The organism is Pseudomonas spartinae (assembly GCF_965197125.1).
GTDB classification, from domain to species: domain Bacteria; phylum Pseudomonadota; class Gammaproteobacteria; order Pseudomonadales; family Pseudomonadaceae; genus Aquipseudomonas; species Aquipseudomonas composti_A.
On record NZ_CBDAMB010000005.1, the window covers coordinates 1 to 21,213 of the forward strand.

General features: G+C 59.1%; 19 protein-coding genes and 3 pseudogenes. 10 read left to right on the plus strand and 12 right to left on the minus strand.

The annotated features are described in order from the left end of the window. The coding region (locus ACN8M7_RS12795) for a multinuclear nonheme iron-dependent oxidase (protein WP_490261024.1) at nucleotides 1-479 on the minus strand (479 nt) is incomplete at its 3' end. Between the two features lie 44 nt (nucleotides 480-523). Next, entirely contained in the window at nucleotides 524-784 is a 261-nt protein-coding gene (bufA2, locus tag ACN8M7_RS12800) for a BufA2 family periplasmic bufferin-type metallophore (protein ID WP_003246752.1), read from the minus strand. A 283-nt stretch (nucleotides 785-1,067) separates the two neighbouring features. On the opposite strand from bufA2, the gene ACN8M7_RS12805 reads away from it, so the two are divergent. The 6 genes from ACN8M7_RS12805 (at nucleotide 1,068) to ACN8M7_RS12830 (ending at nucleotide 5,949) form a co-directional block, all read left to right on the plus strand. Continuing rightward, nucleotides 1,068-1,274 carry a co-regulatory protein PtrA N-terminal domain-containing protein gene (locus ACN8M7_RS12805; RefSeq protein ID WP_366997138.1) on the plus strand — a complete coding sequence of 69 codons (207 nt, stop codon included), beginning with the start codon at nucleotides 1,068-1,070 and terminating at the stop codon, nucleotides 1,272-1,274. 188 nt (nucleotides 1,275-1,462) lie between these two features. Then, nucleotides 1,463-3,268, plus strand: coding sequence for a copper resistance system multicopper oxidase (locus ACN8M7_RS12810; protein ID WP_366997137.1), 1,806 nt, complete (start codon nucleotides 1,463-1,465; stop codon nucleotides 3,266-3,268). Between the two features lie 12 nt (nucleotides 3,269-3,280). Beyond that, nucleotides 3,281-3,595 (plus strand): hypothetical protein, encoded by a 315-nt coding sequence (locus ACN8M7_RS12815; RefSeq protein ID WP_074918656.1) that lies wholly within the window; start codon nucleotides 3,281-3,283, stop codon nucleotides 3,593-3,595. Further along, the gene (locus ACN8M7_RS12820) at nucleotides 3,585-4,676 is read left to right on the plus strand and encodes a copper resistance protein B (protein ID WP_366997136.1); all 1,092 of its coding nucleotides are present in this window, start codon (nucleotides 3,585-3,587) and stop codon (nucleotides 4,674-4,676) included. Before ACN8M7_RS12815 ends, ACN8M7_RS12820 begins: the two co-directional genes overlap by 11 nt. A 9-nt stretch (nucleotides 4,677-4,685) precedes the next feature. Further along, entirely contained in the window at nucleotides 4,686-5,516 is an 831-nt protein-coding gene (locus ACN8M7_RS12825; RefSeq protein WP_013715613.1) for a c-type cytochrome, read from the plus strand. Continuing rightward, nucleotides 5,506-5,949 carry a DUF411 domain-containing protein gene (locus tag ACN8M7_RS12830; protein ID WP_013715614.1) on the plus strand — a complete coding sequence of 148 codons (444 nt, stop codon included), beginning with the start codon at nucleotides 5,506-5,508 and terminating at the stop codon, nucleotides 5,947-5,949. Before ACN8M7_RS12825 ends, ACN8M7_RS12830 begins: the two co-directional genes overlap by 11 nt. Before the next feature lie 171 nt (nucleotides 5,950-6,120). Here ACN8M7_RS12830 and ACN8M7_RS12835 read toward each other — a convergent pair whose 3' ends face one another. The 5 genes from ACN8M7_RS12835 to ACN8M7_RS12855 form a co-directional block, all read right to left on the minus strand. Further along, nucleotides 6,121-7,446: an OprD family porin gene (locus tag ACN8M7_RS12835; protein WP_366997135.1), complete on the minus strand. Its 1,326-nt coding sequence runs from the start codon at nucleotides 7,444-7,446 to the stop codon at nucleotides 6,121-6,123. A 156-nt stretch (nucleotides 7,447-7,602) separates the two neighbouring features. Beyond that, the gene (locus tag ACN8M7_RS12840; protein WP_037051470.1) at nucleotides 7,603-7,935 is read right to left on the minus strand and encodes a DUF2790 domain-containing protein; all 333 of its coding nucleotides are present in this window, start codon (nucleotides 7,933-7,935) and stop codon (nucleotides 7,603-7,605) included. Nucleotides 7,936-8,080: 145 nt separating this feature from the next. Next, on the minus strand, nucleotides 8,081-11,230 hold the full coding sequence (locus ACN8M7_RS12845) for an efflux RND transporter permease subunit (RefSeq protein WP_366997134.1): 3,150 nt from the start codon (nucleotides 11,228-11,230) through the stop codon (nucleotides 8,081-8,083). Then, nucleotides 11,227-12,687 carry an efflux RND transporter periplasmic adaptor subunit gene (locus ACN8M7_RS12850; protein WP_003452298.1) on the minus strand — a complete coding sequence of 487 codons (1,461 nt, stop codon included), beginning with the start codon at nucleotides 12,685-12,687 and terminating at the stop codon, nucleotides 11,227-11,229. Before ACN8M7_RS12850 ends, ACN8M7_RS12845 begins: the two co-directional genes overlap by 4 nt. Further along, a complete protein-coding gene (locus ACN8M7_RS12855) occupies nucleotides 12,684-13,946 on the minus strand; it encodes a TolC family protein (RefSeq protein ID WP_366997133.1) in 1,263 nt (420 codons plus the stop codon). Before ACN8M7_RS12855 ends, ACN8M7_RS12850 begins: the two co-directional genes overlap by 4 nt. Before the next feature lie 1,197 nt (nucleotides 13,947-15,143). Here ACN8M7_RS12855 and ACN8M7_RS12860 point away from each other — a divergent pair. After that, a pseudogene (locus ACN8M7_RS12860) lies at nucleotides 15,144-16,030 on the plus strand (IS3 family transposase); the annotation flags it as partial. Here ACN8M7_RS12860 and ACN8M7_RS12865 read toward each other — a convergent pair. The 4 genes and pseudogenes from ACN8M7_RS12865 to mreA all read right to left on the minus strand — a co-directional run. Continuing rightward, nucleotides 16,012-16,431: pseudogene (locus ACN8M7_RS12865) on the minus strand (TraX family protein); the annotation flags it as partial. The pseudogenes ACN8M7_RS12860 and ACN8M7_RS12865 sit on opposite strands and share 19 nt — an antisense overlap. A gap of 47 nt (nucleotides 16,432-16,478) precedes the next feature. Beyond that, nucleotides 16,479-16,919 (minus strand): YqaA family protein, encoded by a 441-nt coding sequence (locus tag ACN8M7_RS12870; protein WP_366997132.1) that lies wholly within the window; start codon nucleotides 16,917-16,919, stop codon nucleotides 16,479-16,481. 3 nt (nucleotides 16,920-16,922) lie between these two features. Next, nucleotides 16,923-18,047, minus strand: coding sequence for a nickel/cobalt efflux transporter (locus ACN8M7_RS12875; RefSeq protein ID WP_017675698.1), 1,125 nt, complete (start codon nucleotides 18,045-18,047; stop codon nucleotides 16,923-16,925). 9 nt (nucleotides 18,048-18,056) lie between these two features. Further along, nucleotides 18,057-18,344 carry a metal-sensing transcriptional repressor MreA gene (gene mreA / locus ACN8M7_RS12880; protein WP_017675697.1) on the minus strand — a complete coding sequence of 96 codons (288 nt, stop codon included), beginning with the start codon at nucleotides 18,342-18,344 and terminating at the stop codon, nucleotides 18,057-18,059. Nucleotides 18,345-18,462: 118 nt separating this feature from the next. On the opposite strand from mreA, the gene ACN8M7_RS12885 reads away from it, so the two are divergent. From ACN8M7_RS12885 to ACN8M7_RS12895, 3 genes are read left to right on the plus strand one after another with little or no spacing between them, the layout of a single operon-like run. Beyond that, complete coding sequence (locus ACN8M7_RS12885) at nucleotides 18,463-18,822, plus strand: hypothetical protein (protein WP_017675696.1); 360 nt, start codon at nucleotides 18,463-18,465, stop codon at nucleotides 18,820-18,822. A gap of 47 nt (nucleotides 18,823-18,869) precedes the next feature. Beyond that, the gene (locus tag ACN8M7_RS12890) at nucleotides 18,870-19,607 is read left to right on the plus strand and encodes a HupE/UreJ family protein (RefSeq protein WP_366997131.1); all 738 of its coding nucleotides are present in this window, start codon (nucleotides 18,870-18,872) and stop codon (nucleotides 19,605-19,607) included. Nucleotides 19,608-19,619: 12 nt separating this feature from the next. Further along, nucleotides 19,620-20,282, plus strand: coding sequence for a hypothetical protein (locus tag ACN8M7_RS12895; protein WP_017675694.1), 663 nt, complete (start codon nucleotides 19,620-19,622; stop codon nucleotides 20,280-20,282). Between the two features lie 106 nt (nucleotides 20,283-20,388). Here ACN8M7_RS12895 and ACN8M7_RS12900 read toward each other — a convergent pair. Beyond that, nucleotides 20,389-20,898, minus strand: a pseudogene (locus ACN8M7_RS12900) (IS3 family transposase); the annotation flags it as partial. Nucleotides 20,899-21,213: the final 315 nt, after the last annotated feature.

A 21,213-nucleotide genomic window follows, 5' to 3' on the forward strand; every position in this document is an offset into this window, starting at 1 on the left:
AGGAACTGAGACTCGCTCATGCTGGATGTTGTCCACTGCACGTAGGAGGAAACGTTCTCCAGCACGATGGGACGTTCCAAAACATCCTGCACCAAGCGCACCCGGGCCGCGACATGCAGCAGGCTCTCCTGGGTAAACGGCAGCGGTAGCAGATCGTGAAGTTGATGGGCGTTGCCTCGACTCCAGCACAGGTGATCAGACACCCACTGAGGCTGCACCCGATCCGCCAGCTGCTTGAGCTGTCGTAGGTAGTCTATGTCCAAGGCATGTGAGCCGCCAATCGAAAGAGATACTCCGTGCATCACCAGGGGGTAGTGCTCGCCGATCGCATCAAGGAAGTAGAGAGCCTTGCCGCCCTCCACCAGGTAATTCTCGGAAATGATCTCGAACCAGTCGACCGCAGGCCGTTCCTCCAGGATCTGCCGGTAATACTCGTTACGAAGGCCAAGACCGAAACCCAGAGTTTTGCGCTTACTCATTCGAGACTCCAGCAGGGGAGTGGCATGCACTCCCCTGAACCGCCTTATTCGCTGGTTTTGCCACCGGCTTCGTCACATTTGGCCTGGGTCATCAACTTGAACCCCTGGCCTTTGCATTCGCCTTGGCCTTTGCAGTCGTTTTTCGCGGTCATGCAGTCGTTCTGCCCTTTGCAACCATTGACCCCGAAGCATTTCACTTCTGCTGCTTTGGTGTCCTGGGCCGCCTGGACGGGCAGGGTGGAGAACAGGCTGGCGGCTACCAGAGCCAGGGCGGCACCGGTAGCTACGTTGGATTTGTTCGACATAGTGGCTATTTCTCTTGATTGTTTGATGGTCGCGATCCGTCGGTGCGAATGAGCGAGTTAGCTCAGGCATTGCTGCCGAGCAGGCCCATGGAATCCGCAAGGCTTCTCGGGCAAGAAGACAGTACCGAGCCTTCAGGAGGGCCTACAAGAAAGAAATAGCAACCTGACAGAACTGTAATGTTCAGATCAGGTTGCTGACAGGGCTTCGTGGTTAACGTAACAGCGAGCTTAAGGCTCGCCCCCACTAGTTACGGGGGCTTCTAAACTTACGAGGATTCACGAAATGAAATCGATCAAAACCCTGTTTGTAGTTGCTGCCCTGAGTGCTTCCACTCTGACGATGGCCGAAGGCGGTGCCGATCGCACGTTTGCACGCATGGAGCAGGCCCGTCAGGTCTCGCTGGAAGCGTATCAGCTGGCCAAGCAGCAGAAGGATGGAGCTCCCGTCGCCGGCAGCCAAGCCAAACAGGCGGAACACGCCAACTGCTGAGCCCCTTCAACCTTACAGAAATGTAATCACCCGGATGGTTGAGATATGGCAGTTTTATACTGCTTGGTGTCGGGGGGACTTGCGCAGCACGCAAGGCTTGAAGATCAAATCTCCCAATACTGGAGCAGTCAATGAACCCGAGACCGGATGCACATCACCGGCTCATCTGACGGATTGGACATAACGGCATGCAAAGCAAAACCACAAGACGTACTTTCGTCAAAGGCCTCGCCGCCGCCGGTATTCTCGGCGGCATGGGCATGTGGCGCACGCCGGTCTGGGCGGTAACCAGCCCAGGTCAGCCGAACGTGCTGAGCGGTAACGATTTCGACCTGTTTATCGGAGAGACTCCGGTAAACATCACCGGCGCAGCGCGTACCGCCATGACGATCAATGGCTCGCTGCCAGGCCCAATCCTGCGCTGGCGGGAGGGCGAGACCGTGACGTTGCGCGTACGCAACCGCCTCAAGGAGGACACGTCCATTCACTGGCACGGCATTATCCTGCCGGCGAACATGGATGGCGTTCCGGGCCTGAGCTTCCATGGCATCGCCCCCGACGGCATGTATGAGTACAAGTTCAAGGTCAACCAGAACGGCACCTACTGGTATCACAGCCACTCGGGGCTCCAGGAGCAAGTCGGCGTATACGGCGCGCTGGTCATCGACGCCAAGGAACCCGAGCCCTTCAGTTACGACCGTGATTATGTCGTGCTGCTGAGCGACTGGACCGATGAAAATCCAGCGCGGGTACTGGCCAAGCTCAAAAAGCAGTCGGACTACTACAACTACCACAAGCGCACCGTTGGTGATTTCATCAATGACGTGAGCGAGATGGGGTGGTCCGCTGCGGTAGCCGATCGCAAGATGTGGGCCGAGATGAAGATGAGCCCGACGGATCTCGCTGACGTCAGTGGCTACACCTACACCTACCTGATGAATGGCCAGGCACCTGATGGCAACTGGACCGGCATATTCAAACCGGGCGAAAAGATCCGCCTGCGCTTCATCAACGCCTCGGCGATGACCTATTTCGATGTGCGCATCCCAGGCCTGAAGATGACTGTGGTTGCGGCCGATGGTCTGCACGTCAAACCGGTCAGCGTCGACGAGTTCCGTATCGCCGTGGCCGAGACCTACGACGTGATCATCGAACCAGACAGCGAACAGGCCTATACCGTGTTTGCCCAATCCATGGACCGCACTGGCTATGCGCGCGGCACCCTTGCGGTACAGGAAGGGTTGAGTGCACCGGTACCAAGCCCTGACCCGCGCCCACTGATTGCCATGGGTGACATGGGCATGGACCACGGCAGCATGGGCGGCATGGATCATGGGAGCATGGCCGGGATGGATCACGGCAGTATGTCGGGCATGGATCATGGGAGCATGCAGGGTGGCATGGCCGGCATGGATCACAGCCAGATGGCGGGAATGGATCATTCGGGCATGGCAGGCATGGCAGGTGCCATGCAGGCACACCCAGCCTCAGAGACCAACAACCCGCTGGTCGATATGCAAACCATGACACCAACGCATAAGTTGGACGACCCAGGTATTGGTTTGCGAGACAACGGCCGACGCGTCCTCACGTACTCTGACCTGCGCAGCACCTTCCCTGATCCGGACGGGCGTGAGCCAAGTCGCACCATCGAGCTGCACCTCACCGGGCATATGGAGAAATTCTCCTGGTCCTTCGATGGAATCAAGTTCTCTGACGCCGAGCCTCTGCGCCTCAAGTACGGCGAGCGTGTTCGCATCACGCTGGTCAACGACACCATGATGACTCACCCGATCCATCTTCATGGCATGTGGAGTGATCTGGAGGATGCGAACGGCAATTTCCTGGTGCGTAAACACACCATCGACATGCCGCCAGGTTCCAAGCGCAGCTATCGAGTGACTGCCGATGCGTTGGGTCGTTGGGCCTATCACTGCCACCTGTTGCTCCACATGGAAATGGGCATGTTCCGTGAAGTTCGTGTGGATGAGTAAAGGAGATTTCTGATGAGCACTTTTATGAAGCGAAATGCCCTGGCTGGCAGCGCAGTCATGTTCAGCCTATTGGCTGCCCTGCACGCACCGGTTTCGTTGGCAGGTGAGGGGCACAGTGAGCACGAACAACATGCTGCCGAGTCGGCTGCGCCCAAGACCGCCAGTGGCAAGCATGCAGATCAGTCGAAGGATAAGGCGGCTGGCCAGCAGATGGATCATGGCGCCATGGATCACGGAGACATGAAGCATGACAGCATGAATCACGAAAACATGATGGATAAGCATGGCGGCACCGAAGCCGAAGCAGGTTCGAACCATGACCACTAAGTTTTCACGTCCATCTCTCTTGGCGCTGGCTGTGTCGCTGAGTGCGTTCAGCGGCGGCGTTACCTTGGCTGCGGAAGAAATGGATCATTCGGCAATGGGGCACGGCGCCATGTCGATGGACCATAGCCAGATGGGCCACGGTTCCGCCAAAGCGCCGATGGAGGGCATGGATCACAGCAAGATGGACCATGGTGCCATGCAGGGTGCTTCGGGCAGCATGGATCATAGCCAGATGGGCCACGGCCAGAGCCAAGAGAAGGCCCAGGCTATGGATCACAGCAAGATGGGGCATGGCGCCATGCAAGGACAGATGGAGGGCATGGATCATTCAAAGATGAACCATGGCTCCGCTGAAGCCCCGAGAACCACCAGCCGTACGCCGATTCCCGTTCTGACGGATGCTGATCGCCAAGCGGCTTTCCCGCCATTACCTGGCCACAAGGTTCACGACAGCGCCATCAACAGTTTTTTCCTGCTCGATCAGCTCGAATACCAGGACGCAGATGAGGGCAGCACCCTGGCCTGGGATGCGTCGGGCTGGGTAGGCGGTGATATCAACCGGGTCTGGTTCCGCTCCGAAGGCGAGCGTACCAACGGCGTGACCGAGGATGCTGAATTACAGCTGCTGTACGGCCGCTCGATCGGCCCTTGGTGGGATGTCGTCGCGGGCGTTCGCCAGGACTTCAAACCGGAGTCGCCGCAGACTTGGGCCGCCTTCGGCGTTCAGGGCATGGCGCTTTACGCCTTCGAGGCCGAAGCCACCGCCTTCGTAGGTGAGAATGGCCAGACCGCTGCCCGACTGGAGGGCGAGTACGACATTCTGCTGACCAACCGACTGATACTCCAGCCAACTGCCGAAATGAACTTCTACGGCAAGAACGATCCTGAGCGTGGTGTCGGATCGGGGTTGGCCAATACTGAGCTCGGCTTGCGTCTGCGTTACGAGATTGTCAGGCAGTTTGCCCCCTATGTCGGGGTCTCCTGGAGCCGCTCCTATGGCAACACGGCAGACATGGTCCGCGACGAGGGCGGTGATGTAGACGAGGCGCGTTTTGTAGCCGGTATCCGGATGTGGTTTTGAGAACCTGACATGAAAAGAACAATTAAAACTTTGGTGGCGGCCGGCGTGGTCGGTAGCACAGCTGTCCTGGCCGGCGCCTATTTTGGCGTGGTCAATGTGGGGGCCGACGATCCCCATTTTCCTGCGGTGTATGCGTTTCTCACAATGGCCCGTGACCGCTCTATCGAGGTCCGTTCGCGGGACATCGAGGTTCCTAACCTGGATGATAAAGCTCTTATTCGCGCCGGTGCGGGCAACTACAACTCCATGTGCATCGGCTGCCACTTGGCGCCAGGTGTGGCGGAGACCGAGTTGAGCCAATCGCTTTATCCTGCTCCTCCCAACCTCGCCAAGATCGGTGTCGATGGCAATCCCGCTGCGACTTTCTGGGTAATCAAGCACGGTATCAAGGCAACGGGTATGCCTGCTTGGGGCAAGAGCATGGGCGATCAGTACATCTGGGGCATGGTCGCCTTCCTCAACCAGCTGCCGACGATGGATGCCAAGCAATACCAAACACTCGTCGCATCCAGTGGCGGCCATCAGCATGGTGGTGGGGAAACGCAGATGCACAACCATGAAGGGCAGCATGGCGACAACAAGCCTGGGCATCATGGTAATAGCGGCGGTGGCGAAGATCATCATGGCTCAAGTGATGCCGGAGAGCCTGGTCATCACGATGCCGCAGCTACGGGTAACGAAGGTGAAGCTGATCACCACTCGAATATGAATGGCGATGACCACCACGCTGGGGATGAGGCGTCCTCAAACGGAGGCGATCATCACTCCGAGCAGGCTCCGAATGCCTCACCCAAGACCCACACCCACTCCGATGGCAAAGAGCACGTTCATGAAAGCTAAATATCTGGCCCTGCTGGCCGCTCTATCCGCCACATCTGCGGTTCAAGCAGCTGATGCCCTGACGATCGATGTCCATCGTGATGCCAATTGTGGGTGTTGCAAGAAGTGGATCTCGCACCTCGAAGCGAATGGCTTCAAAGTCGTCGACCATGTCGAAAGCAACATGACAGCAGTGAAGCAACGACTGGGCGTCGCGCCACGGTTGGCGTCTTGCCACACGGCGGTGATTGACGGCAAGTTCGTCGAAGGTCATGTACCGGCTGCTCAGGTCCTCGAACTCAGCAAGCGCAATGATCTGGTTGGTATCGCGGTTCCCGGGATGCCGGCGGGCTCTCCGGGAATGGAGGTTGATGGCGTACAGCATGCCTACCAGGTCATTGGCTTGACCAAGACGGGTGCCGATCAGGTCGTTGCAGAATATCCCGCCGAGTAGCAGCCCATTCCACCGCGGCCGCTTGGGAACGAGTGGCCGATCTTCTTCACACTTCCCCTAAGTAAAAAAGGCGCCCGACGGGCGCCAAGGGCTGTCTCCAAACCAAAGGAGCACTAGAGGGGACAGCAGAGTCAAAATGCGAGCGGCATTCACACCGCTCGCGCACTGGCGTTAAAGCACTTCCAGTGGGTACTCGACGATGAAGCGGAACTCATCCAAATCCGACTCGAAGTCAGTGGCGCGAGTCGTGGCTTGTCGAATGCGGAAGGACATGTCCTTCAACGACCCAGACTGCACAACGTACTTGGCCTCGATGTCCCGCTCCCAGCGCTTCTGGTTGGTCAACGGATCGCCGTTGTCATCACGGCGCATATAGACTTCGTTGGCGTTGCTGTAGTCGGCATCCCAGCCCTGGGCATATCGAGTCATGAAGCTCAATCCAGGCACACCGAAAGGCTCCATATCCAGGTCATAGCGCACTTGCCATGACTTCTCCTTCGGCGAGTTGAAGTCGCTGTACTGGATGGAGTTGTCGAGGTAGATGGAGTCCGATTGGCGCAAGTAGTCGAAGTCATCATCGCCATTGTTGCGCTGGAGACCCACCAGCACTGTGTGAGCGCCGAATTGGATGCCGACCTTGCCGCTCCAGATGTTGTTATCGAAGCTCCCGAGGAGCTGCTTCCCTTCATCGACCGCCTTGTAGTAGTTCAGCCCGCCGATCAAGGCGACATCGTCCGCAAGCGGGTAGCTCAGCGTGGTGCCCGCGTAATATTGATTCCAGGCATCCTTGAGGCGGCTGGTGTAGAGACTAAAGCCGACGTTGTCATTAAGCGTGTAATCACCACCGAAATAGGCGATCCATGGCGAGTCCACTTCGCCCGCGTAGAAGGTAGCGAAGCCGTCGCGCATGCTGCTGGTATTGGGTTGGCTCATCGAGTGGAGGCGACCGCCCTGAAGCGACAGTCCTTCCACGCTGCTGTTGACCACGGTGACACCTCGGAAACTCTCCGGTAAAAGCCGTGCATCACCGTATTGGACGACCGGGCTGACGGGAAAGACGTCGCCTACCTTGATCTCGGTATCCATGAACCGAGTTTTCACCGCGCCCCCCAGTTTGGAGTAGTTGTCCTCAGCCTGCCCGAGGCTGTTGTAAGGCATCACGTCGACTGAGCCGCCTGCTCCAGAACGGCCGTCGCCGGTGTCAAGCTTGAGCCCTAGCATGGCAAAGGCATCGACACCAAAGCCTATGGTGCCCTCGGTGAAACCAGACTCGAATCTGCCTATCACGCCATGCGCCCACTCTTCCGAATAGCCATTACCCGAGCTGCTGGACTGGCCTTTACGGAAATCGCGGTTGAAGTAGAGATTTCGATTGAGAATGGTCAGGCTGCTGCCTTCGATAAATCCCTCGCCTTTCTCGCCGGCGGCCATTGCAGCTTGCCCGGTACTGATGCTCAGAGCGAGTAGAGAAAGTCCTAACAGGGTTCTGTTATTCATAAATGCTCCTGATGTTATTGGCAGTTGTCATTGTGTGGTCTCATATATGTGCCAAGCGCGCCGGGCATAACCAGGCGCGCCTTGGCCATATTTCCACATGCCAAATAACGTCAGGGTGACTTGAAAATTACTTTTCAGTCAGCGCGATGTCATTTATTAGTTTTGGTTCCGGCAACCTGTTCCGACTGCACGGTATTCAAGAATATTCAGATCGCCGTTGGAGTCCTCGTAGGTCATCTGGGCTGGCATCACATTGCAGCTAGAGTCCGTTGAGGTAATGGCCACGACCCTGGCGATATCGAGCTTCATGCCGTAGCGGTAATGAATAACTTCAGGCGGATTCTTTCCGTTAGCGGCAGCATACTCTTGCATGGCCTGCTCATTGGCCTGAATCATCCGACCATAAACACGATCAGCGCCGCCTTCTGCCAGAGCGGCAGAGGAAACAACCATAACGGCAAGGGCTGCAATAACTTTGAGGCTTTTCATATTTAATCACTCCTTCAAGGTGGTGATTAAAATATATCCGCTCAACCTGTCATAAAAATGAAGTCAAAGTTACATCGCCGTAATGCTTCCTGCCGCGTTACCCGGGCGAGTCAGCTTGGCGCGTGACTTGCCCGGGTTTGTAAAGCTATAGCTCCTGCGGTGCGCGAACCTTCTGTGTACGCTGCCTTCGCATCAGCCAGTACGCGGCCGGCAAAACCAACATGGACATCAGCGGCGCGGTAATCATGCCGCCGACCATGGGCGCGGCGATGCGCTTCATCACTTCGGAACCGGCACCGCCGCCCCAGAGGATCGGCAGCAGGCCGGCGATGATCACGGCCACCGTCATCACCTTAGGCCTCACGCGCAGCACCGCGCCCTCACGAATGGCCTCAAGCAGGGCCGGATCACCGCTGCGTCCGGAGTCCAGCCGAGCATTCCAGGCGTTCTTCAGATACAACAGCATGATCACCCCGAACTCGGCCGAGACGCCGGCCAGGGCAATGAAACCGACCCCAGTGGCCACCGACAGGTTGAAGCCGAACCAATAGAGCAGCCAGATGCCCCCCGACAGGGCGAAGGGCAGGGTGGCCATGATCAGAAGGGCCTCGCTGAAGCGGCTGAAGGTCAGGTAGAGCAGCACGAAGATAATCAACAAGGTCGCCGGCACCACCCAGGACAACCGCGCATTGGCGCGCTCCAGGTACTCGAACTGACCGGAGTAAGAAACGGTCATGCCAGCGTCGAGTTTTACCCGCTCAGCTACGCGTTGCTGCAGCTCATGCACGGTCGATGCCAGGTCGCGCCCACGGACATCGACATAGACCCAGCCGGACAGGCGCCCGTTCTCGCTGCGCAGCATCGGTGGCCCTTCGGTCAGGCTAACCTGGGCGACGGTGCCCAAGGTGATCTGCTGGCCGGCAGGGGTGAGGATCGGCATACGCCTTAGCGCCTGGGGACTGTCCCGCCACTCCTTGGGATAGCGCAGGTTGATCGGGAAGCGGGCCAGTCCTTCAACCGTCTCACCAATATTGCTGCCGCCGATGGCGCCCGATACCACCGCCTGCACATCGGCGATGCTCAGGCCATAGCGCGCCGCGGCCAGTCGATCGATCTGGATGTCCACGTAACGGCCGCCAGTAAGGCGTTCTGCCAAGGCCGAACTCACCCCAGGCACCTCTTTGGCCACGGCCTCGATATCGCGCGTTATGCGCTCGATGTCGACCAAGGAGGTTCCGGACACTTTCACCCCAATGGGGCTCTTGATCCCCGTCGCCAGCATGTCGATGCGGTTGCGGATGGGCGGCACCCAGATATTGGACAGCCCCGGAACTTTTACCGCGCGATCCAGTTCCTCGATCAGCTTTTCGGGTGTCATCCCCGCGCGCCATTGATCGCGTGGTTTGAACTGCACCGTGGTCTCGAACATTTCCAGCGGTGCTGGATCGGTGGCGGTCTCTGCTCGCCCGGCCTTGCCGAATACCCGTGCCACTTCGGGCACCGTGAGGATCATCCGGTTGGTTTGCTGCAGCAGCTGGGTGGCCTTGCTGGCCGGCAAGCCGGGCAGGGCCGAAGGCATGTACAACAGATCGCCTTCGTCCATGGGCGGCAGGAACTCTCCTCCGAGTCTGCTGAGGGGCCACAGACTGGACACAAAGACCAGCACGGCCAGCGCCAAGGTCACCTTGGGCCAGGCCAGCACCCACTCCAGCACCGGCCGGTATGCGCCGATCAGCCAGCGGTTCAAGGGGTTTTGCTGTTCGCTGGGGATATGCCCACGAATCCAGTAGCCCATCAGCACCGGTACCAGGGTGACCGAGAGGCCGGCGGCGGCGGCCATGGCATAGGTCTTGGTGAAGGCCAGAGGGCCGAACAGGCGCCCTTCCTGGGCCTCCAGGGTAAATACCGGGAGGAACGATAGGGTGATGATCAGCAGGCTGAAGAAGAGTGCCGGTCCGACTTCGGCCGCGGCTTCGCCGATCACTCGCCAGTGCGCCTCACCCTGAAGCGGCTCATTTGGGTGTCGCGCCTTCCAGGCCTCGATGTGCTTGTGCGCGTTCTCGATCATCACCACAGCGGCATCGACCATGGCGCCGATGGCGATGGCGATCCCGCCCAGCGACATGATGTTGGCATTGACGCCTTGGTAGCGCATGACGATGAATGCCATCAGGATGCCCAGGGGCAGGGTGATGATCGCGACCAGCGACGAGCGCAGGTGCCAGAGGAATATCAGGCAGACCAAGGCCACCACTACGAACTCCTCCAGCAGCTTGTAGCTGAGGTTATCGATGGCGCGGTCGATCAGTTGCGAACGGTCATAGGTAGTGACCACCTCGACGCCGGCGGGCAGGCTGGCTTTCAGGCTGTCCAGCTTGGTCTTCACGGCAGCGATGGTGTCCCGGGCATTCTTGCCGGAGCGCAGGATGACCACGCCACCGACCACTTCACCCTGGCCGTCCAATTCGGCGATACCGCGACGCATCTCTGGCCCCAGTTGAATGGTGGCCACCTGGCCTAGCAGCACCGGAATTCCGCTTGCCGAAGCCCGCAGCGGCACATTGCGAAAATCATCCAGGCTCTCCAAATAGCCCGAGGCCCGCACCATGTACTCGCGCTCCGCCAGCTCCAAGATGGCGCCGCCGGTTTCCTGATTGGCGCTCTTCAGCGCCGCTTCGACCTCCTGCTGAGTTACCCCATAAGCCACCAGCTTCTGCGGATCGAGCAGCACTTGGTATTGCTTGACCATGCCGCCGAGGGTGGCCACTTCGGCTACGTTGGGCAGGCTCTTGAGTTCGTACTTGAGGAACCAGTCCTGCAGTGCCCGCAGCTGGGCAAGATCATGCTGGCCGCTGCGGTCGACCAAGGCGTACTGGTAGATCCAGCCCACGCCGGTGGCATCCGGCCCAAGGGTGGTGGTAACACCCTCGGGCAGGCGTTCCTGCGCCTGGTTGAGGTACTCCAGCACCCGCGAGCGCGCCCAGTAGAGGTCGGTGTCGTCCTCGAACAGCACGTAGACGAAGGAGTCGCCGAAGAACGAGTAGCCGCGCACCGTCTTCGCCCCCGGTACCGAGAGCATGGTTGTGGCCAGTGGGTAGGTCACCTGGTTCTCGACGATCTGCGGTGCCTGTCCGGGAAAGCTGGTTCTGATGATGACCTGGGTGTCAGATAGGTCCGGCAGTGCATCCAACGGCGTGTTGCGCAGCGACCAGAGGCCCAGGGCGGTGATGAACAGGGTGGCCAGCAGTACCAGGAAGCGGTTGCCGATCGACCAATGGATCAGGCGCGCGATCATGGCTGGTCTCCTTCCTTGCGGAGCTGCTCGATCAGCAGGCCGGAGTTTGTCTGACGTGCGGCGATGCGTACGTGATCTCCTGGCTTAAGTCCCACAGCTACTTCGGAGCTGACCAGAGGAAAAGCCATGGTCATACCTGGCATATTCAGGCTCTCGAAGGGGCCATGCTCCAGGGTGACTTGTTTCCCGTCCAGTGCGCGAATAACGCCGTGAGACACATGCAGCCCCTCCGTGCTGTCCTGTTCTGCATTGCCGGCCAGGATGCCCTGCAGGCTGGCTTCCGAATCGATGAGGAACTGGCCGGAGGTAACGACCGCCTGACCTTCCTCAAGACCGGAAAACACCTCCAGACGCCCATCGGCCTCGCGGCCCAAGGTGATTTCCTGGGGACGGTAGCGTCCGTCGCCTTCGGCCAGCATCACCAATGCACGCTTCCCGGTGCGAATCACGGCTTCACTCGGCACAAGAAGCGTGGATTGTTCGACGGCACTGTTCAGGCGTACGGCGGCGAACATGCCGGGGCGCAACTTACCGGCAGGGTTGGGTAGCTCGCTGCGTACCGTGAGCGTGCGCGTTTGCGGATCGGCACTCGGCAGCAAGGCTATGACGCGGCCCAGCAGCGGTCGATCAGGAAAGGCCGTCAGGTTGGCGCGGATCTCGTCCCCGACCTGGATACTTCCGGCCATGGCCTCGGGTATCGCCGCATCGAGCCAGACACTGGACAGCCCGTTGATCAACGCCAGATCCTGCCCGGCTTCAACGGTCATCCCGGCGCGTACCTGCAAGGCTTGGAGCTCGCCGCTGATAGGTGTGGTGAGGGTTTGCACTGCCCGCGGTTTGCCGCTGCGGCGAACCTGCTCTATCAACGCTTGTGGCATGCCGAGCAGGCGGAGGCGCTCTTGGGCCGCAGTGATCAAGCGGGCGTCACCGGTACGCAGTACCGCGAGGAACTCCAACTGCGCGGCGGACCACTCGGGAATCAGCAGGTCGACCAAGGGTGTTCCAGCTGGCAGTACATCGCCAGGGGCACGCCCGTAAACCCGCTCGACGAATCCGCCAGCGCGGGCCTGGAGGTTCGCTACCTCTCGCTGGTTATAGGCCAGGGAGCCGACCACCTCGATATCCGAGGGCAGTACACCGCGGATCACCGTCGAGGTCCGCATTCCGAGGTTCTGCACGGCTTGAGCGGGGACGCTCAGGACAGACGGATCTTGCTCGGATCCTGCGTATTTAGGGACAAGCTCCATATCCATGAAAGGTGACTTGCCCGGTTTATCGAAGCGCTGCTCAGGCTGCATCGGGTCGTACCAATAGAGCACCTTGCGCTCGTCCGTCGGTGCGGAGCTAGGCAGTAGCTCGTGTTTGGCTTGCCGCTGGGCCAGCCAGTAGCCACCGCCCGCCGCGCCAATGCCCACGGTCAGCACGGCGACCGCAAAACCAAATGTCGATATCTTCATTTCAGGCCCTCCACATAGGCGTAGTACAGGCTTGCGGAGAGCTGGCTCAACTTGCGCTGTTGTTCAATCTGCCGCAGTTGCGCATCAATCAGGTCGCGCTGGGCAGTAATAACGGATGTGAGCTGGCTGTTACCGGCTTGGTAGGCGGCCAGTTCGAGATCGGCACGTTTGCTTGCAAGCGGGATCAAGGTTTTTTCGGTGCGTGACAAGGTCCTGCGCAGTTGCTCAAGCTCGGCAATACCGCCTTCCAGCTCAGCCTGATGGGCGCGCAGTAATGCTTCCTGCTCGGCTTCCATCTGCGACACGCTTTGTTGTCTGGCGTTGATCTTGGGCCCCTGACGTGTGCCTACGAACAACGGCAGGTCGAAGGTAAATTGCACCATCACCATATCGCCGAACTGGTTGTCGCGATTGTTGTAGGCAAACTCAACACCCCAGTCGGGGGTCTTCTCGGCGATGGCCTCGTTCAGCTCGGCGCTAGCCTCGCCGACTCGGGCGGAGGCAGCGCGCAACTCAGGGTGTGAGGCAATGCGTTGCTGCAGGTGCGGTGCCACCAGGTTCAGATTGGGAACACCTCCTTGCAAAGGCTGGTCAGCCTCGTTGCCTATCCAGCGGCGCAGCTTGGCACGAGCTACTGCCACATCGCGATTCAGTTCATCTCGCCGATCTTGTAACGCCAAAGCTTCCTGGTCGGCCTGCAACAGCTCGCCAGGCTGAGCACTACCGCCGGCAATTAGCGATTGCACGGTCGAGCGGAGCATCTCGATCTGACGGTCCAGTTGATCGAAGAGGCCAACACTGCGTTCGGCGTAGTACACGTCCAGCCAGCTCACTGCCGTCTGGCGCTTGATTTCCAACTGCATGGCACGCTGCTCGGCCTCGGCCCGCGTCATGGAGGCTTCGGCCAGTTGGCGACGGGCCAGACGCTTGTCGCCGTTTGGTACCTCCTGCATGAGTCCAATGCGGCGCATGGTCATGGAGTCACGATTAAGTGTGTAACGGTCAGGGCCTTCGATCGGCAGGTTGTCGATGCCTAGAATCAGCTTGGGATCGGGCAAGGCGTCTGCGGGCCCTACAGCCTGCTGTGCCGATGCCACCTGCGCCTGGCGCGCGAGGTTCTCAGGGGCACTCTGTTCGGCCAGAGCTTGGGCTCGTTCAAAGGTTAGGGGCTGTGCCTGCGCGGCAAGCCAGGGAGCTGCCCAGAATGCGGCAGCCAACACGCCGAGATAGCCACGGCGTGGAAAAAGGAAAGCGGACATGCTTTCGCCTCCAATGCGATTGATCGAGGTCGCAGCTACGAAACGTGGTCGCGACGATGCGCCTGACTGTAAGGCGCGGGATGATCACGGCATTAGACGAAACGAGGAGGGCGCCAGAGTCCTGCGGGCTCTCGCTTAATCACCGACTGGGTCAGCAATATTTCGGGGCGTGAGGGGAGAGGGGATATGCTCTTGATCACGGTGGTCTGGAGAAGTCCTCCGGTCTTGCATTCCTGGCCGGATTTGCAGGGGGACTTATTGGCCACCCCATCAGACGTGTCCATTTGCTCGCAGCACGGAGCATCGACCATTGCATGGCCCTGATGATCGGCGCTCTGCATCGGGCAAGGTTGTGCCGGCATGCTGAAAGCCACACCGCCGAAGGTCGGCAGCACGAGGCTAGCAATCATTAGCAGGATCAATCCAATCCGACGCACAGCAATTCACCAGGCGGGGCAATAGGCCGACGATAGCAGATTGCCCCGAGGCATGAACGCTCCTTTTGGCAATAGTGTTGATTTGGATCAAATAGAGTGTCATGCAGGGTATCAATCGGGCTCAACTGGTAGCTCCGTTTAACCGGATTTCTCAAGCTCGTAGGGTTCGCACCACCCGCTAGGCGCGCTAGCACGAGACCGGCCTCGCTAGCCGTTCAGTCGAGCCCCAAGTAGGAATTGGGGGCCTGGTCAAACATACTGTTGCTTAGGCGAGATGCAGGGGCTGCCTGCTTCGAGCAGGCCCAATCAGGCACCAAAAGCGAATTCTATAATCGCTCTATAATCACTTTATAATCGACTATAAACCAGATTCTAGAGCGCCCGGCGCTGCCTAAAAAGCCGATCAGTTGCTGTATGCATGTGTCACTTAGATACTGCATACAAGGAGCCCGAAGGAGGGGTGTTTGATCGGGGAGAATGCGCTACCTAGCAAGCGCAACCCTGTACGATACGGACGTCGACTCAGGCTTCTCTACTTCAAGCCGTTACTATTCATAGAAGAGACCAGGAGCAAAGGTAAGCGTTCAGCCAAGTCACCTTCCGAACTCCCGCATTAAGGCCGATGGTGTCCGCGTATTTTTAAGCGGACGCGATAGCCCTTATCGCTGGGATTTCCATGCGCCAACGAAGCTCTTTGTAGTGGTCTACTGATCCCGGACACCCATTTAGGGCGAGAATGCTCGCCATAGAGAGGTGTCTGATGACCAAGCAACGTCGTTCCTTTACGCCCGAGTTCAAACGAGAGGCCGCTGGCCTGGTGCTCGATCAGGGCTACAGCCATATCGAAGCAGCCCGCTCGCTGGGGCTGGTTGAATCGGCGCTTCGTCGCTGGGTGAAACAGCTCCAAGAGGAGCGCCAGGGCGTTACCCCGAAGAGCAAAGCGTTGACTCCCGAACAGCAGAAAATCCAAGAGCTGGAAGCCAGGATCGACCGACTGGAACGGGAGAAAGCGATCCTAAAAAAGGCTACCGCTCTCTTGATGTCGGACGAGTTCAATCGTACGCGCTGATAGACCAGTTGAGTGAGCGGGAGTCGGTGGAAGTGGTCTGTTCAGCCTTCGATGTGGTGCGGTCTTGCTACTACGCCCATCGTCTACGGCGCTGCCGTGTTGATGCACGCCGGGTTGCCCTGCGCAGTCAGGTCAATCAGCTGTTCAACCAGAGTCGAGGATCGGCTGGTAGCCGAAGCATTCTGGGCATGCTGCGTGAGGATGGCGTAAGCATTGGCCGCTTTCGCGTGCGTCGGTTAATGCGTGAGTTGGGCCTGGTCAGCAAACAACCAGGCTCGCACGCGTACAAGCAGGCTACGGTTGCACGCCCAGACATCCCGAACCGCCTGAACCGCGCGTTCACCACCGAACGACCTAACCAGGTCTGGTGCGGCGACATCACTTACATCTGGGCGCAAGGTCGTTGGCATTACCTGGCGGCGGTGCTGGATCTGCATACAAGGCGAGTGATCGGCTGGGCACTTTCTACCAAGCCAGATGCAGAGCTGGTGATCAAAGCGCTGGATATGGCCTACGAGCAACGAGGCAAACCGCAGCAGGTGCTGTTTCATTCCGATCAGGGCAGCCAGTACGCCAGCAGCAACGCTGCCGGCAGCAGTGCGCCGAAAACGCCGTACATCAGGCTCTCTTGCATCAACACCGCGACAGTCACGCCGGCCAAAGCCAGGATCAAACCGTCGCGACCACGGTGATGTGCTCCCCAGGTGATAAGCAGGCCCAACAGCAGCGAAGGCATAACGTTGAGCGTGCTGCTGTCGTTAGAAAGCAGGCGATAGGGCAACTCCGAGATCACTGCAAACGCAGTCATCCAGCCCATGTAGCGAACGTTGTTATCGGAATACAGCTCACCTGTTTGCGAGCGCGCGACATTGGCGGCGATCCCCAGGCAGAACATTGGAAAGGCTAAGCGCCCAACGATGAACAACCATCCGTTGTCAGGCCAGATGTAGCGCAGGTGATCCAGCAGCATGGTCAGCATCGCCAGCCACTTGATCAGATCTAGGTTGGTGTCGCGCTTCTGCAGGCTCACCCAAACCACCCACGCGTCATGGCAGCTAGTGCCAGATAGCGAGTGGTCTTAGCCAGCAGCACGATCAACAGAAAGCTCCAGAATGGTTCGCGCATAACACCGGCTACCACGGTAAGCGGATCACCAATGATCGGCACCCAGCTAAGCAGCAGTGACCAGCGACCGAAGCGGTGATAAGCCTGCTGGGCCTTTTTCAGTTTGCCTTCGCTGACGGGAAACCAGCGCTTGTGCCGGTAATGCTCGATGGAACGGCCCAGCAGCCAGTTCAGTGCCGAACCCAGCACATTGCCCGTGGTGGCCACTGCCAGCAGTGCCCAGGCCGCGTAGCGGTCGGTCAGCAGCAACCCGACCAGCACCGCCTCCGACTGCATGGGCAGCAGCGTGGCGGCACCGAAGGCGGCGAAGAACAGGCCGAAATAACCGGATAACTCCCACATCGGCTAGGCGTTCAGGCCGATCCAGCCGTGGAAGCCAACGTAAATCCCCACCCCAATGATCAGCAGGCTGGACAGGTAAGGGGCGCGACGCGCGACAGCACCGAGCCAGGGCCAGCGATTGGAGGCTTGCCGAGCGCCAATAGCGGCGGCGGCACCAACGGTGACCAGGGTGATGGCCAGACCAATGCTGAAACACAGCACCAGGACGGCACCCAGGGCGACTTCTTTCACTTGTAGGCAGAGCAACAGCACGGTGATCGCGGCCGGGCAGGGAATCAGCCCGCCTGTTAGGCCGAACAGGACGATCTGGCCGGTGGTGACATTGCGGTTGCTGAAGCGCTTGCGGATGTCGTTGGCATGCGCCCGCTCGTGGGCATCCTGATAGCCGTCCAGCGACAGCTCCAGCTCTTCCAGCTCGGAGTGCTCATGACCGTGGTCGTGCTCGCGGAACTCCAGGTCATAGTCGTGGGAATGTCCGGCATGGCCCAGACTCAGGCGCGCGGTGAATTCGTGGGGCTCGGGAATCACGTCGACTGACTCTAGGTAATCACCGCGGTCAACGAAGCAAAACTGCTGGGCCAGTCCATCGGGGCGAGTCGTCAGCAGGCTCACTTCGGCAGCCGGCCAGACATGGCCACTCAAGGTCTTCAGCCGCCAGCGCGGTGGAGTACTTTCCTCGAAGATCGACAGCTCGATACGCCCATGTCCGGTGTCGATGCGCTGCGTTTCATCGTGGTGGTGCTCGTGTTGATGCTCATCACCTTCCTCGAAGCGCCACATCTGCTCGCCACGCCAGGTGCGCCAGAGCATCCACAGGGCGATAGTGATAATGATGGCGGCGGACGCGAGCTGGAAATACGGCTCGGTAGTTTCGGCATCCAAATTCTGCCCTAGGTACATGCCGCCCATGGCCACCAGCCAGACTACAGCGGTGTGCGAAAGCGTTGCGGCAAGGCCTAGCAGAATGGCCTGCTTCACCGTGCCACGAATGGCCACGATAAACGCCGCCATCATGGTTTTCGAATGCCCAGGCTCAAGGCCATGCAAGGCACCCAGTAATATGGCACTAGGGAAGTACAGCCAGGCCTGCGAGGCCCCCTGTTGCAGCAGTTCGGCGAAACTCGACATGGGAGGGGCCTAGAGGTACTTGGTGATTTGCTTGAAGTCTTCGAGTGATGCGCGCTCGCCTATCGCAAGTGCTTCGACCGTATGTTCCAGGCAGTGGTCGATATGGTCTTGGATAAGCACACGCTTGGCCTGGCAGACGGCTTTTTCCACGGCATGCAGCTGCTGGGCGATGTCGACGCAGGCCCGGCTTTCTTCGATCATGGTGACGATGCTGCGCAGGTGGCCCTCCGCTCTTTTCAACCTTTTGATGATGTCGCCATGACTTTGGTGCTGGTGGCCGTGTTCGTGATCGCTCATGCCTTGAGTCTCGTGCGTCGATGAATTACGCTCGCATGCTATCCCCCAGGGGGGGATATGGTCAAACCGACCAACCCTCCAGAAAAGCCACCCGCTTAGGCATCGAAAGAACCACAACATGCTCAGCAATCCCATCAGCACCAAGGTGATTTTTGCGCTTGCTCTCGCCATCTTGATGGCCTGGGCCGGGCATACCTCTGCGCTGTTTATGGGGTCGAGCCAGCCTGCCTTGGGTGGCAATGACGGTGCTCATTCGCATGCGCATGGTGACGAGACGCTGGCCTGTGCGGCGTACGGGGATCACTGCCACTCGCCGCTGACCGCCGACCATCTGCATGAAACACCACACCTGACCGCACGGCTGAGCATCAGCACGCTGCCAGAACGTGCGCAGCCGATACCAGCCCCTCATTACTCCATTCCTCCAAGCCCGATCTTCCTGATCGAGCGGCCACCGCGCGCCACATTCGTGATCTGACACAGGCCGCTGTGCGGCCCAAGACCACTGCAATTTAGGACTCAACTATGCATTCGCTATCTATGGGCGCAATGAACGCAGCTGCTGTGCGTCCGAATCGTTCGCTACTACTGTTGCTGTTGTTCACGGCATTGCTGTTTCTCGGCATGCCTGACGCACTGGCCCACGCTGTTGCCGAGGGCGACAAGGGCTTTATCCAGGAAAGCTCCGGGGTGATGTTACTGCCGTTCATCTACATGGGCGCTAAGCACATGATGACCGGGTACGACCACCTGCTGTTCCTCTTCGGGGTGATCTTCTTTCTCTACCGCCTGAAGGACGTGGGGCTCTACGTCACCCTGTTCGCCGTGGGTCATTCGGTCACCCTGCTGCTGGGTGTGCTGACTGAAATCAGCATCAGCTCTTACGTGATCGACGCCATCATCGGCTTCTCGGTGGTGTACAAGGCGCTCGATAATCTCGGGGCATTCCAGCGCTGGTTCGGTTATCAGCCCAATACCAAGGCAGCTACGCTGATTTTTGGCTTACTGCACGGCTTTGGTCTGGCCACCAAGATTCAGGAATACGAGATCTCGGCAGATGGCCTGATCGCCAACCTGATTGCCTTCAACGTCGGCGTCGAAATCGGCCAGCTCCTGGCCTTGAGCGCCATCCTGATTGTCATGGGCTACTGGCGGCGCACCGCCAGCTTCTGGCGTCATGCCTACACCGCCAACGTCGCCATGATGAGCGCCGGTTTCCTCTTGATGGGTTACCAGCTCACCGGCCTGATCGTCTCTCAGTAAGGAATTCTCAGCATGTTCAATACCCAGCTTCCGACCCAAAGCGAATTGCCTACCAGCCACCAACTGCTGCGCTCCACTGTGATCGCCGTGGGTGTTGCCGCAGCCTTACTGGTCACCGTGGTGATGCCTTCGGAGTACGCCATCGACCCAACGGGCGTTGGTCGCGTACTCGGCCTGACCCAGATGGGCGAAATGAAGATAACCCTGGCCGAAGAAGCGGCAGCGGATGCAGCGGTTCAGCCAGCTGCGGCTCCAGTCGCTCAAGCTCCCGCGCCTGTTCAGCCGGTAGTGCAAGAGCCTGTTGCAGCAGCACCTGTGGCCGAACCCGTAGCTGAGCCTGAGCCAGCCCTGAAGTCAGATGAAGTGACCGTCACGCTGAAGCCGGGCGAGGCCAGTGAAATCAAACTGGAGATGCTGGACAAGGCCACGGTCAGCTACGAGTGGACGACCAATGGTGTTCCGGTCAACCACGACACCCATGGCGAACCCTACAACGGCCCAAAGGGCTACTACCACAGCTATAGCAAGGGTAAGCAGATCAAGGGCGACAAGGGTGAATTCACCGCCATCTTCGACGGTACACACGGCTGGTTCTGGCGCAACCGCAGCAACCGCGACGTGACCATCACGCTGAAGACCAAGGGCGATTACCTGAGCGTTAAACGCGTGATTTAAGACAGATAAGCCCCTTCGTCATATGGCGGAGGGGCTCACCTGAACATTCAGAGCTATAGCTCCTGTGGTTAGTAACTCTTTCGTTTACCCCGTCGACGCATCAACCAATAGAAACATACTGCACGCCGCGGTCGCTGTGATGGATGAGGCCACCTTGATCGACCGGGCGGCGGGCATACAAGGCCTGCTCCAGCGCATCGAGAACGAAGTCGGTACGGGCCGAACTGGAGACCCGCCAGCCAACGATCCGTCGGGCGAACACGTCGATGACGAAGGCCACATAGACGAAGCCCTGCCAGGTACTGACGTAGGTGAAGTCCGATACCCAGAGCGCGTTTGGCCGCTCGGCGCGGAACTGGCGATTGACCTTGTCCAGCGGGCACGGAGTCGCCTTGTCGCTGACGGTGGTCTTGACCGGTTTGCCGCGTACGACGCCTTTGAGCCCCAGCCGACGCATCAGTCGCTCCACCGTACAGCGCGCCGCTACCACGCCTTCACGCCTGAGTTGGCGCCAGACCTTGCGCGCACCGTAGACGTGGAAGTTTTCGTCCCAGACCCGCTGGATATGCGTGCTCAACACATCGTCACGTCGTGCTCGTCGAGAGCGCCGCTCGGGGTACGGGGACGAGGTCGTAGAGTGTGCCTTCGAATGCAAAGGAGGATTTTTCAGTAGCCTGGTTTACACCTACGTCTTGGGGACGATCGAGATCGATGGCGACGAAATTCGCATCAGCCCCAGTGGCGTTACCTCCAAAACTGGATCGGAAGCCACGCCTTGGCTAACCCGCAAAGGGGACAAGGTCGAGTTGACGATGGACGGCCCGCACGTATTTAAAGGCCGTCCGCTTGAGCGCAAAGGGAACAAGCATTACGTGTGATGGCGATAGCCCGGTGCCCAGGCGTTCGCCGTGCACCGGGCTCGTGCCACTTG

What these genes read in the sequence shown, in the direction of transcription:
- bufA2 (WP_003246752.1), bottom strand. Translation starts at nt 784, where the DNA reads ATGTCGAACAAATCCAACGTAGCTACCGGTGCCGCCCTGGCTCTGGTA.
- ACN8M7_RS12805 (WP_366997138.1), top strand. Translation starts at nt 1,068, where the DNA reads ATGAAATCGATCAAAACCCTGTTTGTAGTTGCTGCCCTGAGTGCTTCC.
- ACN8M7_RS12810 (WP_366997137.1), top strand. Translation starts at nt 1,463, where the DNA reads ATGCAAAGCAAAACCACAAGACGTACTTTCGTCAAAGGCCTCGCCGCC.
- ACN8M7_RS12815 (WP_074918656.1), top strand. Translation starts at nt 3,281, where the DNA reads ATGAGCACTTTTATGAAGCGAAATGCCCTGGCTGGCAGCGCAGTCATG.
- ACN8M7_RS12820 (WP_366997136.1), top strand. Translation starts at nt 3,585, where the DNA reads ATGACCACTAAGTTTTCACGTCCATCTCTCTTGGCGCTGGCTGTGTCG.
- ACN8M7_RS12825 (WP_013715613.1), top strand. Translation starts at nt 4,686, where the DNA reads ATGAAAAGAACAATTAAAACTTTGGTGGCGGCCGGCGTGGTCGGTAGC.
- ACN8M7_RS12830 (WP_013715614.1), top strand. Translation starts at nt 5,506, where the DNA reads ATGAAAGCTAAATATCTGGCCCTGCTGGCCGCTCTATCCGCCACATCT.
- ACN8M7_RS12835 (WP_366997135.1), bottom strand. Translation starts at nt 7,446, where the DNA reads ATGAATAACAGAACCCTGTTAGGACTTTCTCTACTCGCTCTGAGCATC.
- ACN8M7_RS12840 (WP_037051470.1), bottom strand. Translation starts at nt 7,935, where the DNA reads ATGAAAAGCCTCAAAGTTATTGCAGCCCTTGCCGTTATGGTTGTTTCC.
- ACN8M7_RS12845 (WP_366997134.1), bottom strand. Translation starts at nt 11,230, where the DNA reads ATGATCGCGCGCCTGATCCATTGGTCGATCGGCAACCGCTTCCTGGTA.
- ACN8M7_RS12850 (WP_003452298.1), bottom strand. Translation starts at nt 12,687, where the DNA reads ATGAAGATATCGACATTTGGTTTTGCGGTCGCCGTGCTGACCGTGGGC.
- ACN8M7_RS12855 (WP_366997133.1), bottom strand. Translation starts at nt 13,946, where the DNA reads ATGTCCGCTTTCCTTTTTCCACGCCGTGGCTATCTCGGCGTGTTGGCT.
- ACN8M7_RS12870 (WP_366997132.1), bottom strand. Translation starts at nt 16,919, where the DNA reads ATGTGGGAGTTATCCGGTTATTTCGGCCTGTTCTTCGCCGCCTTCGGT.
- ACN8M7_RS12875 (WP_017675698.1), bottom strand. Translation starts at nt 18,047, where the DNA reads ATGTCGAGTTTCGCCGAACTGCTGCAACAGGGGGCCTCGCAGGCCTGG.
- mreA (WP_017675697.1), bottom strand. Translation starts at nt 18,344, where the DNA reads ATGAGCGATCACGAACACGGCCACCAGCACCAAAGTCATGGCGACATC.
- ACN8M7_RS12885 (WP_017675696.1), top strand. Translation starts at nt 18,463, where the DNA reads ATGCTCAGCAATCCCATCAGCACCAAGGTGATTTTTGCGCTTGCTCTC.
- ACN8M7_RS12890 (WP_366997131.1), top strand. Translation starts at nt 18,870, where the DNA reads ATGCATTCGCTATCTATGGGCGCAATGAACGCAGCTGCTGTGCGTCCG.
- ACN8M7_RS12895 (WP_017675694.1), top strand. Translation starts at nt 19,620, where the DNA reads ATGTTCAATACCCAGCTTCCGACCCAAAGCGAATTGCCTACCAGCCAC.